We start from the raw sequence: 12,482 nt of genomic DNA, 5'->3' as shown, positions 1-12,482 counted from the left end.
CTGCACCGCATACCCGGGGCGGGTAGAAGGACATCGCCCACGGCTGTGGGGTGGTGTCCCGGTGGTGACCCAGCCCACCGGAGTCACCCCCTTTTCGCCCTGTTATAAGGCTGTGAGCAGGGTTTTTGATTTCTGGGCCGTCAGGCACCCGTGCTAGAAAAGGTATGGCATCGACCTTGAGGCGGTGTCTTCTCACGGTCTTACCACGATCCAAGGAGATTGACGTGAAACGAGCAGCGATCGCAGCCGCCGCCCTTACCCTCGCCCTCACGGGGTGTTCGGCCGCCGACCCGGAACCCACCGCCAACGGGACGGTGTCCCAGGATACATTCCTGACTACCCATGGCCTGGCCGCCATGGACGCGGTGGAGATCATTGATCACCTCGACCGGCAGAAGGTCACTGAGCGTCCCACGGATCTGATCGCCTCCGTGCGTGCCGATGAACTGCTGCTCTCGAGCGATGACCAGGAAGTCGTGGTCGATCTTCCCGACAATCAGACGTATGTCTCGGTTGCTCCGTATATCACCTCCACCCACGACTGCTTCTACCACAGCCTCACGACCTGCCTGGGGGAACTCGACAATGAGGATATCCAGGTCACGATCACCGATGAAGCGACCGGCGAGGTCCTGATCGATGAGCAAACCACCACCTTCGACAACGGGTTTGTCGGCTTCTGGATCCCCGATGAGGCCACCGGCACCATCGAGATCACCCATCAGGGGCGCACCGGTGTCACCGAGTTCTCCACCACCGAGGACGGGGCCACCTGTGTCACGGACCTGCGCCTGACCTGATGCCTCAGCAGTGGGTTTCCCCTGATCCTTCCCCTGATCCTTCCCCTGTGTCACTCAGACTTGCACCAAGGACGGTTTAACCATGACAAGTAATTTTTCCCGGCGACAGGTTCTGCTCGGCGGGCTCGTACTCGCCGGCACCGGCGCCCTGGCCGCCTGCACCAGCGACCCTGGACCCGCTGCCTCGGCACCAGGTCCCTCCCTTCGCCCCACTCCCACCCCCACTGCGCTCGGTGAGCCGACGGTGCGCCGGACACTGACCGCCCGGCCCCTCTCTCTGGATATCGGCGGCATCGAAGCCAAGACGTGGGGATACGTCTCTGACACCGGGGATGCGGCCATTGAGGCCACCGCCGGCGACGTCCTCCAGGTCGACATCACCAATGAACTGCCTGAGAGCACCTCCATCCACTGGCATGGCATCGCACTCCACAACGCAGCCGACGGTGTGCCCGGCATGACCCAGGACCCCATTGAACCTGGCGAGTCTTTCTCCTATGTTTTTGAAGTCCCCCACGGTGGCACCTACTTCTACCACTCCCACAGCGGCCTACAACTCGACCGGGGTCTGCACGCCCCTCTGATCGTCCGCGACCCGGACGACGCAGAGGATCAGGACGTCGAATGGACCATCGTGCTCGACGACTGGCTGGACGGCATCGACGGCAGCAGTCCCGAAGATCAGCTGACCATGTTGACGGGGATGGACATGGGCGGACACGGAAACATGGACATGGGTGGCCACGGCGGGATGGATATGGGTGGTGAGGGGGGCATGATGGCCCACGGCACGCCCGATCCGGCTCTGGGCGGAGATGCCGGTGATGTCATGTATCCGCACTACCTCATCAACGGACGCATTCCCCGGGCGCACCGAACGTTTAATGCCCGACCGGGGGATAAAGCCCGCCTGCGGTTTATCAACTCCGGCGGTGACACCATCTTCAAGGTGGCTCTCGGTGGCCACCGCATGACCGTCACCCACGTCGACGGTTTCCCGGTCCGTCCCCACGACATCGAGTCGTTCTACCTCTCGATGGGTGAGCGTGTCGACGTGGAGGTGGTACTCGGTGATGGTGTCTTTCCCCTGACCGCCCTGGCCGCCGGCAAGGACGACCGGGCGTTTGCCGTCATCCGGACCGCCGCGGGCCAGACCCCCGCACCAGAGACTACCTTCCCCGAACTCACTGCCCCCGGTACCTTCTTGACGTCCTTTGAGCCGGCGGAACGAGCCCTGCTCCCGGCCGGTGACGTGGATAAGGAAACAGAGGTCGAATTAACCGGCCAGATGATGCCTTACCAGTGGGGACTGCGCATCGACGGTGCTGATTCCCCGGGCACAGTTCAAGAAGGCCAACGCCTGCGGATGCGGATGCACAACCCCACGGCCATGCCCCATCCGATGCACCTGCACGGGCATACCTGGGCTCTTCCCGGAAGTAGCGGCCTGCGCAAGGACACTGTCCTCATTCTCCCCGGCGAAACGGTGGACGCGGACTTGATCGCCGACAACCCCGGTGAGTGGGCGTTTCACTGCCACAACGCTTATCACCAGGAAACCGGGATGATGAGTTCCCTGCGGTACGCCTAACCCCACAGCATGGTCGGTCGCTGGGGTGAGCTGGGTCGCTGCAGACCACCCACCGGGCAGCACGATGACCTTCCTCGGTGTTGTGGTCTTCCGGGACAACCAGAACACCGTCTTCTTCCCCACCGCCCCGGAATAAGGAGATCTAATCCATGCCGAGCACACCCCGCAGAGCCGCCACAGCGGTTGCCGCGGTGCTCACCGCCGTGACCCTGACGGCCTGTTCCTCAGGCGACGGCGCCCGAAACGCCGTCGCCGTCGGGGGCACCTTCCAGTTCCACTCACCAGGAGGCCAAACCGAGATTATCTACGCAGAGGAGGAACGTGCCCCGCTGCCGGACTTCTCCGGCCCGTCGCTGATGGAGGAGGGTGAGGAGATCAGCCTGTCTGATTTTGAAGGCGAGGTCGTCGTCCTCAACGCTTGGGGCCAGTGGTGTGCACCGTGTCGGGCGGAAGTCGATGACCTGCAGCTTGTCCAGGAGACTCTCGACCCCCTCGGTGGCACGGTGCTGGGCATCAACGTCCGTGACTACAACCAGACCATCGCCCAGGACTTCAAACTCGACAACGGTGTGACCTACCCCTCAATCTACGACCCGCCGTTTCGTACCGCCGTGGCCCTGGGAGGGATACCGACCTCGGTCATCCCGACCACGATCATCCTGGACAAGCAGCACCGCCCCGCAGCGGTGTTCCTCCGGGAGGTCGACGCCGAGGACGTCCTCGACGTCGCCCTCCCACTGGCTAAGGAGGCACCAGCACCATGACCGTTGATGTGATGGCACAGCTGGCGATCGGCCAGCAGTTCGCTGACGTTGCGGCCACCGGGCCGCTGCTGATCGGCATCCTCGCTGCTGCTGCCGCTGGCCTCGTCTCGTTTGCCTCCCCGTGTGTGGTCCCGCTGGTCCCTGGTTATATGTCGTATCTGGCCAGTGTGGTCGGCGGCGAGGTCAGCTATGACTCCGAACACGGCTCCGTGGTGACCAAAAAACGCCAGTGGGCCGTGGCCGGTGCCGCCGGGTTGTTCATCCTTGGCTTCACGGTCGTCTTCGTGTTGGCCACGGTCACCGTCTTCGGGGCGATCAGCATGCTCACGCTCAATGCCGAGGCCCTGATGCGCATCGGTGGGGTGACCACCATCCTCATGGGGCTGACGTTCATGGGCATGGTCCCTGCCCTGCAGCGTGATACCCGCATGGCTCCGAAGAAGTGGTCCACCTGGCTGGGAGCCCCACTGTTAGGCGGGGTCTTCGCTCTGGGATGGACCCCGTGTCTGGGGCCCACGCTCGCGGCGATCATCTCTGTCTCGGCTGGCACCGAGGGTATGACCGCCGTGCGTGGGGTCATCCTCATCCTCGGCTACTGCCTGGGCCTGGGACTGCCGTTTTTGCTCATGGCCTTCGGCTCGGCGCGCGCAATGCGCACCGTCGGCTGGCTGCGACGCCACTCACGCAAGATCCAGATGTTCGGCGGGGTGCTCATGGTCGCCGTCGGCATTGCCCTGGCCAGCGGGGCGTGGGCGTACTTCATCAACTGGGTACGCCAGTGGACCGTCGAATATGGCGCCACCTTGATCTAACACCTGACCGGTCACCCCACCGGTCACACCGACTTAATCCCCATCCCTGCAGCCGTTACCGCCCGGTGCCGGCTGGGGTCTGGAAGAGGAACACTCATGACCACCCTGATGCGCACCCTATGGACGTATCCGAAGAAGGCCTGGCACTGGCTGACCAGCATGCGCACCGCGCTAGTCCTGCTGTTCGTCCTCGCCATCGCAGCGATCCCTGGCACCATATTGCCCCAGCGCAGCCTCAATCAAGGCAACGTCGCCGACTACATCGCCAACAACGGCCGCCTAGCGGAAATCTACGACCAACTGCAGCTGTTCGACGTCTTCGAATCCACCTGGTTCAATTCCATTTTCATGCTGCTGACCATCTCCCTGGTCGGCTGTATCCTGCCACGCTCCTGGGACCACTACCAGGCGATGAAAACCCCACCGACCCGGGCACCGAAAAGCCTGGCCCGGTTGCCATTACATGCCACCGGCATGATCGACAAGCCGATATCAGAGGTCACCGCACATGCTCACCGACGACTGAAGAGATGGAAGGTCGCCGAGTATCAGCCGAACCAGGACCGGGCAGGGGTGTTTTCCCTCGCCGCGGAGCGCGGTTATACCCGGGAGCTGGCTAACCTCCTGTTCCATCTTTCGCTGGTGGGCATGCTCGTCACGATCGCCGCCGGTCGGATGGTCTACTACGAGGGCATGGTCATCATCGTCACCGAATCCGGTAACTACGAGACCCCGCCGATCGAACAGAGCACCGAGTTCTGCAATACCTCCACCGCCAACTTCGATTCGTTCCGGGCTGGCCCGACCTTCGACGGCACGGGACTGACCACGTTTTGCTTCGACGCCCACGACTTTTCCGCCGACTACCTGCCCAATGGCCAGGCGGAGATGTTTACCTCCAATATCTCCTATGCCATCGGCGACGACATCCTCACACCGAAGGAGGAGTGGACCGACTACCAATTGCAGGTCAACCACCCGCTGCGGGTGGCCGGCGACCGGATCTATCTGATGGGCCACGGATATGCCCCCACCTTCACGGTGACCTGGCCCAACGGTGAAACCCGCACGCAGACCCTGCAATTCGGCCCCGAAGATCCGACCTTCTTCCTGTCCTCTGGTGCGATGCGGTTTGACCCACCGGCCGGGATGTATCCCGATCTCTTTGAACGCCGGCAAAACCAAATCGCGCTGGAGGGACTCTTTGCCCCCACCGCCGAGTGGGGCGGGGACAACGGTCAACTGCTGACCTCATCGTATCCGGCGATGCGGGATCCGGCCGTGGCCATTGACATCTACCGCGGTGACGCTGGCCTCGACACCGGCCGTGCCCAGTCCATCTTCGAACTCGACGACACGCTGATTGCCAACGGACAGCTGCAACGAATCGAACGCGTCAACCTTCAACAGGGGGAGGAGGTAACCCTGGATGACGGTACGACCGTCACCTTTGACGGGGCCAGCGAGTTCGCCAATTACCAGATCAGCCACGACCCCTTCCAACCGTGGGTGCTGGTGACCACCGTGATCATGCTCGCCTCTCTCATCGGCTCTCTGGTCATCAAGCGCCGGCGTATCTGGATCCGTCTGCAGCCTTCCGCTGATGGCACCGCAACCGTCGTAGAGATAGCCGGCCTAGCCCGGACTGACCGGGCTGGCTGGGGCAGCGAGTTCGATGACATCCACCGTGAGTTGCTCGGGCTGCCCGACCCCGACGACATCGATGAGGACGCCGAGGAGGCTACCCCAGTGTCGGTTACCCACCCCAGTCAGTAATACCCACCTTCAATTCTAAGGAATCGTGCCTTCATGCCTGTCAATCAGACTCTCTCCGCCTTCTCTGATACTGCCTTCCAGACCGCGTTCGTGGTCTACCTGCTCGCCCTGGTGCTCTCCCTGATCTTCTACGTGAAGATGCAGGGGGTCATTGACGCCCGACGACTGCGCGAACATATCGCAGAACCCGAACGTGTCGCCGTGCGCACCGGCGCCAGCACCACTGACCTCACTGACAGTCCCGATGAGGATACTGCCGCCGCAGACACCCCACTCACCGATGAACACTTCGCGGCCAAAGAATCCTCCGCCCACAAATTCGGCGGAATGACCCAAGCCCTGGTGTGGGTCGGTGCGGCCATCCACCTCATGTCTGTGGTCCTGCGCGGTCTAGCCACCTACCGCTTCCCGCTGGGAAATATGTACGAATACATCTCCATGATCTGCGTGCTGGCGATGATCGCCGCCGCGATCGTCATTCAACACCGCGAATGGCGCAGCGTCTGGCCCTGGCTGCTGGTCCCCATCCTCGTCCTGCTGTTCTTCGCAGGCACCAGCCTCTACTCCGACTCCGCCCCGGTCGTCCCTGCCCTACAGTCCTACTGGCTACCGGTTCACGTCTCCACCGTCTCCCTGGGCGCGGCGATTGGCATCGTCTCCGGTATCGCCTCCCTGCTCTACCTCCTGCGCATGTGGCAACCTCTGGGCAAAGAACGTGGCTTTTTTGGTGCGGTGGCCAAGCCGCTTCCTAATGCGAAGAAACTCGACGCCTTAGCCTACAAATCCGCCATCATTACGTTGCCCGTGCTGGGGTTGGGCATTGTTCTGGGTGCGATCTGGGCGGAGGTCTCGTGGGGCCGGTTTTGGGGATGGGATCCGAAGGAGACCGCATCCTTTATCTCCTGGGTGCTCTATGCCGCCTACCTGCATGCCCGTGCCACGGCCGGGTGGCGCGATCACAAGGCCGCGTGGATCAATATCCTGGCCCTGGCCACGATAATCTTCAACCTGTTTTTCATCAACCTGGTCGTCTCCGGCCTGCACTCCTACGCCGGCCTGAACTAAATCCGGATTCGTCAACGCTTTGCCGAACACCCCCAGATCCACTGGGAAAGTACTGAAAGTTGCTGTCACATGACTCGAAGGATTGGGCATATATTCACAACTGAGCAGCAACCCGAAGAAGGCCGTGATCTCCGGTGAAGGCTAGTACTGCAGCAGACGTGACAGTCTCACGTCTTTCCCGGGGGATAGCCGGCGATAACTGGCGCAGATTGGCCGGTCCCACCGCGCTCATGATGGGAGCTGCGGTGGTCTGGTGGCTGGCGCTGCCGCCACGCGGTTGGTGGGTGCTGTTCCCGGTGGGCGTGACTATGTTCATGCTGGCTTTGGCAGGTCAACCACTACGTAACCGTTTGTGGCTCGGTGGGTTGGGCGGGGTGGTGCACTACGCTCTTGCTCTGCACTGGCTCACCGACTTCAACACTGCCGGATACGCTGCTGTTGTTGCCGTTCAGGCGCTACTGTTAATGCTGGTTGCCGCGGTATCGCCTAACGAGGCGGCTTTTCGCAGCCGCTGGTCGGGCTGGTGGCTGCTCACCCCTGCTGCCCTAGTGTTATTGGAGGCTGTGCAGCACCGGTTCCCGTTCGGCGGTTTCCCGCTGTCCGCTTTCGGATACAGCCAGACCGATGGTCCTTTCATGGCGGCAGCGCCCCTGGGTGGGACTCTCCTGGTGACCGCGTTGGCCGCAGTTGCGGGGGCCGTTGTTACCGCTGTCATCTTCGGGCCGAGACGAGCCCGTGCAGCATCCGTGGTCGCAGTGGTCGTGGTACTCGCGGTACCGGCGTTCGCGCCAACGATCGTAGATGATACGGCAGAAGGCAGCCTTGACGTCGTGCTCGTGCAGGGTGGAGGCCCCCGCGGGCTTCGCGCGGTCAATACCGATCCGTTTGATACGACCCGCCAGCACCTACAGGCTGCCGAAGATATCACCGGGGACCCTGATCTGGTTCTGCTGCCCGAAAACGTCGTCAATATCGACGGCTCAATCGACGGGACGCGCGTTGATGCAGCTTTCGCTGAACTGGCCAGGCAACTCGACACGAACATCGTTGTCGGAATTACCGAATCCGAGGATCAACATTTCCGGAACGCATCCATAGTGTGGGGACCGGACGGGACCCGGTTAGGACGCTATGAGAAGCATCATCGTGTGCCGTTCGGCGAGTACATCCCTATGCGCAATCTGATTGAACGACTCAGCGAGGACGCACGGTTCATCCCCCGCGACGCCATTGCCGGAGAGGGACCGGCGGTGCTCGATCCCAGCGGGACACCACGATTGGGGATCGTCATTTCTTATGAGGTCTTCTTCGCCGACCGGGTCGCCGATGCCGTTCGCAATGGTGGGCAGCTACTCCTCGCACCGACCAACGCCGCGTCTTTTGTGACCGAGGAAGTACCTGCAATTGAAGTGGCCGCATCCCAGATGCGTGCCCGCGAGTTTGGCCGCACCGTTCTCCAGGCTGCCCCCACCGGATACTCCGCAGTTATCCAGCCCGACGGCACAGTCTCACAACTCAGTGGCCTGGGCACGAACGAACTGCTGACGGCAACCGTTCCCCTTCATACTGGTTTGACGCCGTATGCGCGCATGGGGGATACGCCCCTGTTGGTTCTCGCGATGCTGGCTCTTGCATGGCCTGCGGTTACCGGCCTCGTCAGCTGGCGCAGGAGAAGGCAGGTTACGGAAGTATCCCACTAAACGTGGATTACGGCACCTGCTCCTCGTTGGCGGGACGCTCGCCGCCCCCATATATGACGAGCACGGACTGCCTCCCCTGTGCCCCGGTCTGCCCTGCCTGGAGAAGCTATCAAGTCCGGGCTGTGTCGGCGATGAGTGAGAAGCGTCTCTGCGGTCTGAGGCGGGTGCCCGTGAGGTCAAACATCGTGCCCTGGCCTTTCCGCAATGAGTGCATCGCCTCCATCCCTTTCAACGTCCGATATGCAGATGTCCGGTTCTTAAACGCGCCCTTCGGCCCGAGGATCCGCTTCAGCCGACCATGGTCGCCTTCCAGGATGTTGTTGAGGTATTTCACCTGCCGGTGTTCCACTGTTGGCGGGCAGATTCCCTCCGCCTTCAGCTCGGATATTGCCTTGGCCAGAGCTGGTGCCTTGTCGGTGTTGATGACCCGCGGGGACCCGGCTGTCGTATTCGATCGCAGCGTCTTGGCCAGGAAACGCTTCGCTGCGGCCACGTTCCGCTTCGGAGAGAGGTAAAAGTCCAGGGTCTGGCCACCGGCGGTGATCGCCCGATAGAGGTAGCACCACCTGCCGCCGACCCGGATATAGGTCTCATCCACCCGCCAGGAACTGGCCTGCCAGTCAGGTACCTGCCGGTACCACCGTGTTTGCTTGTCCAGCTCAGGGGCATATTTCTGGACCCAGCGGTAGATCGTGGTGTGATCGACCGGCACGCCCCGCTGAAGTCATCATTTCCTCCAGATCGCGGTAGCTCACCCCGTAGCGGCAGTACCACCGCACTGCCCACAGAATGATGTCACGGGGGAAATGACGACCGGAGAAGATACCCATGGCTGTGATTATTTCACGTCGATCTTCCTACTGCCCCAACTTTGCAACAGCACCTCTTCATCCTCGTCAGCGGCGGCGCCTTCGGCCTTTAATAAGCTCATCCCCCGTGCTCCTAGGGCCTCTCTAGGTTTCCTCACCGGCATCAACTGAACCGCCTATGAAGTTGTGAAAGACCGCTGCCGCAGGGGGTCGACCACGCTAGGGCGACAGAAATTCTAAAACTGCCCTATTGGGGTGTGGCCTAACTGGCCACCGGATCAGGAGCCGGACTCATTGCCCCCGGCGATGTCGGCCAACGCTGCCTGGAGCCGGGCGTCAGCGTCGGCGGCGACCTCCCGGACCTGGTCACTTTCGCCTAGTTTCACCATGGTCTGCGGGTCGATCGCCTCGACGGTAGTCCCGTCATCCCCTGGGCCCCGCCGGACAACAACGTTGCACGGCAGCAAAGCCCCCAGCTCCGGTTCCGCGGCCAGGGCTTTACTGGCCAGGGTGGGGTTGCAGGCGCCGAGAATGACGTAGTCTCCCACTGCCTCGGCGGCGTCGGTTCCGAGTTTCTTATCGAAAGTGGCACGGACATCGATCTCGCTGAGTACGCCGAATCCGTGCTCAGCCAGGGCCGCACGGGTACGTGTGACAGCGTCCTTGTAGGACAGGGACACGGTGATACTGTGGGTGTAGGACATGCTCTGACTCCTTAAACATAGGTGAACTCGGCACTGACATCACGCCCCAGCCTGACAGTGGCTGGCGGATCACGCAAGGGAGAGGAAGAGCTTCTCCATTTCCTTTTTGTCCATCGACTCCTCCGGGTTGGTCAAACACTGCTCGAGTCCGGTGGCGATGATCGCAAAACCCGCCCGGTCGAGCGCCTTGGTCGCCGCCGAGAGTTGGGTGACAACCTCCTTGCACTCGCCCCCCTCCTCAAGCATGCGCACCACGGCAGAAAGCTGCCCTTGGGCGCGCTTGAGGCGGTTGATAACCGGCTTCATTTCGCTGGATTCGAGTTGCATCAGGACTCCTTGTGCAGGGTGGAAACGTACTCTCACCCTATACGGAGAGGGGCATTTTGCATACCCGCACCCGTATCTTGCATACCCCGGGGGGTATATGGCAGACTGGGTGAAGCTCCCAGTAACAGCCTTGAAAGGATCTCCATGAACTCGCCTTCTACCACCATTACTACCGTCGAGCCGGCCACCGTGCGCCAGTGGATCACCGACCACAAGGACCTCGTTGCCATTGACGTGCGCTCCCCGGCTGAATTTGAGGCCCTGCACATCCGTGGTTCCTACAACGTGCCACTGCCGCTAGTCTCCGAGCACACCGAACAGCTCGCCGAGCGTCTCGGTGAGCGCGTGATCCTGGTCTGCCAGTCCGGTGTCCGCGCGGAGCAGGCCCGCCAACGTCTCGGAGCCGCCGGGGTGGAAACCGCCCAGGTGCTCACCGGTGGGGTCAGTGCCTTCGCCGCCGCCGGAGGAGACGTCGTCCGAGGTGCCCAGCGTTGGGACCTCGAGCGTCAGGTGCGCCTGGTCGCCGGTTCCCTCGTTGTCACCGGCCTGGTGGGCGGTAAGTTCCTCTCCCCGAAACTGCGCACCGTCGCCGGAGCCATTGGCGCTGGCCTGACATTTTCCGGAGTGACCAACACCTGCGCGATGGGCAAGGCCCTGTCGGTGATGCCCTGGAACAAGACCACCGCTGCCCCCACCGCAGACGAGGCCATCAACCAGATCCCCCACCCGTTAGCCTAATCCCCCACTCTCTACCCCCCTAAGCGCCATAAGGAGAACGACCATGGCAGAAATCACCGTCCCCGACGCCCAGAAGCGCTACACCCAGGATCAAATCCTCGACGTTCGGGAGGGCTTCGAGGTAGCCGAGGGCATGATTCCCGGTGCCCTTCACATTCCGATGGGTCAACTGGGCTCCCGACTCGGCGACCTTGATAAGGACCGGCCCATTATTGTCGTGTGCCGTAGCGGTAACCGCAGTGCTGCGGTGGCCGATGCCCTCAACCAGGCGGGGTACACAGCCGATACCATGGCCGGCGGGATGACCGCCTGGCAGCGGGCCGGCCTACCCACCCGCTGACCCAGACCCCGGCTACCCGACTAGGACACCCCATGCCCCTCACGCTTATCCTCACCTTGTTGTTGTCGATCCTGATCGGCCTGTCGCTCGGCCTGCTCGGCGGCGGCGGATCGATCCTCACCGTGCCCATCTTGACCTATGTTGCTGGACTCGACCCGAAGGAAGCCATCGCCGCCTCCCTGTTCGTCGTCGGTGTGACTTCTGCGGTCAGCGCGATCAACCACGCGCGCAACCGCCGGGTAAAGTGGCGCACCGGCGTAATCTTCGGCGCCGCCGGCATGGCGGGTGCTTTCGGCGGCGGATTGCTCGGCGGGCACATCCCCAGCGTGGTGTTGATGGTCGCGTTCGCGTTGATGATGATCGCCACCTCCATCGCAATGATCCGTGGCCGCAAGGGCTCCGCCGGTGAGGTCAAAGACCGTGATCTGCCCCTGGGCAGGGTGATCCTCGACGGTCTGGTCGTCGGTGTGATCACCGGTCTGGTGGGCGCGGGTGGTGGGTTCCTCGTCGTCCCCGCGTTGGCTTTGCTGGGTGGGTTGTCCATGCCGGTGGCCGTAGGCACCTCCCTGGTGGTTATCACCATGAAGTCGTTTGCTGGCCTGGCCGGCTACCTCACCTCCGTCGAACTGGACTGGGCCCTGGTGGGTGCGGTCACTGTTGCCGCGATCCTTGGCTCGTTGCTCGGATCCCGCCTGGCTGGACGCATCCCTGAAGCACTGCTGCGCAAGGGCTTCGGTGTCTTTGTCCTGGTGATGGGTGTCTTTGTCCTCATCCAGGAGCTTTTCAACACCACCGGCATCGCTGCTATCGCTGCCGCTCTTGTGGCCGTCGCCGCAACCGTTTGTTGGTCCACTGTTCCCACCTGCCCCCTGCGGACCACCGCCGCCACCCGGTAGAGGGCTCACCACTTTTCCATCCCCGGTGCCCGCACCCATCACCTGCAAGCGTGCTCACCGACCCAGTTCATCAGCCAAGGCGTGTCCCCGCGCCGTTGACCGGAGGCCACCCACCTCGGTCACGGAGTCGAGGACACGCCTTGGCTGTTGCGCAGGCCTC

Annotated in this window: 12 protein-coding genes and 1 pseudogene; 10 read left to right on the top strand and 3 right to left on the bottom strand. The window is 62.5% G+C overall.

The features are described from left to right. Nucleotides 1-224: 224 nt before the first annotated feature. From CAMM_RS00315 to lnt, 7 genes are all read left to right on the top strand, one after another. Nucleotides 225-800, top strand: coding sequence for a CueP family metal-binding protein (locus tag CAMM_RS00315; RefSeq protein WP_040355979.1), 576 nt, complete (start codon nt 225-227; stop codon nt 798-800). An 82-nt stretch (nt 801-882) separates the two neighbouring features. Next, on the top strand, nt 883-2,391 hold the full coding sequence (locus CAMM_RS00310; protein ID WP_003848406.1) for a multicopper oxidase family protein: 1,509 nt from the start codon (nt 883-885) through the stop codon (nt 2,389-2,391). Nucleotides 2,392-2,540: 149 nt separating this feature from the next. Then, the gene (locus CAMM_RS00305) at nt 2,541-3,155 is read left to right on the top strand and encodes a TlpA family protein disulfide reductase (RefSeq protein ID WP_003848403.1); all 615 of its coding nucleotides are present in this window, start codon (nt 2,541-2,543) and stop codon (nt 3,153-3,155) included. Continuing rightward, a complete protein-coding gene (locus CAMM_RS00300) occupies nt 3,152-3,967 on the top strand; it encodes a cytochrome c biogenesis CcdA family protein (RefSeq protein ID WP_003848401.1) in 816 nt (271 codons plus the stop codon). The genes CAMM_RS00305 and CAMM_RS00300 overlap by 4 nt, the downstream gene beginning before the upstream one ends. Before the next feature lie 96 nt (nt 3,968-4,063). Beyond that, nucleotides 4,064-5,743: a cytochrome c biogenesis protein ResB gene (gene resB / locus CAMM_RS00295; RefSeq protein ID WP_075722089.1), complete on the top strand. Its 1,680-nt coding sequence runs from the start codon at nt 4,064-4,066 to the stop codon at nt 5,741-5,743. Nucleotides 5,744-5,776: 33 nt separating this feature from the next. Further along, on the top strand, nt 5,777-6,808 hold the full coding sequence (gene ccsB / locus CAMM_RS00290; RefSeq protein ID WP_003848398.1) for a c-type cytochrome biogenesis protein CcsB: 1,032 nt from the start codon (nt 5,777-5,779) through the stop codon (nt 6,806-6,808). Between the two features lie 230 nt (nt 6,809-7,038). After that, complete coding sequence (lnt, locus tag CAMM_RS00285; RefSeq protein WP_003848396.1) at nt 7,039-8,508, top strand: apolipoprotein N-acyltransferase; 1,470 nt, start codon at nt 7,039-7,041, stop codon at nt 8,506-8,508. Between the two features lie 109 nt (nt 8,509-8,617). On the opposite strand, the pseudogene CAMM_RS00280 reads toward lnt, so the two are convergent. From CAMM_RS00280 to CAMM_RS00270, 3 genes and pseudogenes are all read right to left on the bottom strand, one after another. Further along, nucleotides 8,618-9,338 (bottom strand): annotated as a pseudogene (locus CAMM_RS00280) (IS6 family transposase). A gap of 257 nt (nt 9,339-9,595) precedes the next feature. Next, the gene (locus tag CAMM_RS00275) at nt 9,596-10,021 is read right to left on the bottom strand and encodes a DUF302 domain-containing protein (protein WP_003848333.1); all 426 of its coding nucleotides are present in this window, start codon (nt 10,019-10,021) and stop codon (nt 9,596-9,598) included. Nucleotides 10,022-10,090: 69 nt separating this feature from the next. After that, complete coding sequence (locus tag CAMM_RS00270; protein ID WP_003848336.1) at nt 10,091-10,348, bottom strand: metal-sensitive transcriptional regulator; 258 nt, start codon at nt 10,346-10,348, stop codon at nt 10,091-10,093. A 144-nt stretch (nt 10,349-10,492) separates the two neighbouring features. On the opposite strand from CAMM_RS00270, the gene CAMM_RS00265 reads away from it, so the two are divergent. From CAMM_RS00265 to CAMM_RS00255, 3 genes are read left to right on the top strand one after another with little or no spacing between them, the layout of a single operon-like run. Then, nucleotides 10,493-11,086: a rhodanese-like domain-containing protein gene (locus CAMM_RS00265; RefSeq protein ID WP_003848338.1), complete on the top strand. Its 594-nt coding sequence runs from the start codon at nt 10,493-10,495 to the stop codon at nt 11,084-11,086. Between the two features lie 43 nt (nt 11,087-11,129). After that, on the top strand, nt 11,130-11,426 hold the full coding sequence (locus CAMM_RS00260) for a rhodanese-like domain-containing protein (protein WP_003848340.1): 297 nt from the start codon (nt 11,130-11,132) through the stop codon (nt 11,424-11,426). A 32-nt stretch (nt 11,427-11,458) separates the two neighbouring features. Then, entirely contained in the window at nt 11,459-12,322 is an 864-nt protein-coding gene (locus CAMM_RS00255) for a sulfite exporter TauE/SafE family protein (RefSeq protein ID WP_075761499.1), read from the top strand. Nucleotides 12,323-12,482 lie beyond the last annotated feature (160 nt).

The organism is Corynebacterium ammoniagenes DSM 20306, from assembly GCF_001941425.1.
Lineage (GTDB): Bacteria > Actinomycetota > Actinomycetes > Mycobacteriales > Mycobacteriaceae > Corynebacterium > Corynebacterium ammoniagenes.
The sequence above is the reverse complement of the archived record's forward strand: the minus strand, read 5'-3'. Positions and strand labels throughout refer to the sequence as shown.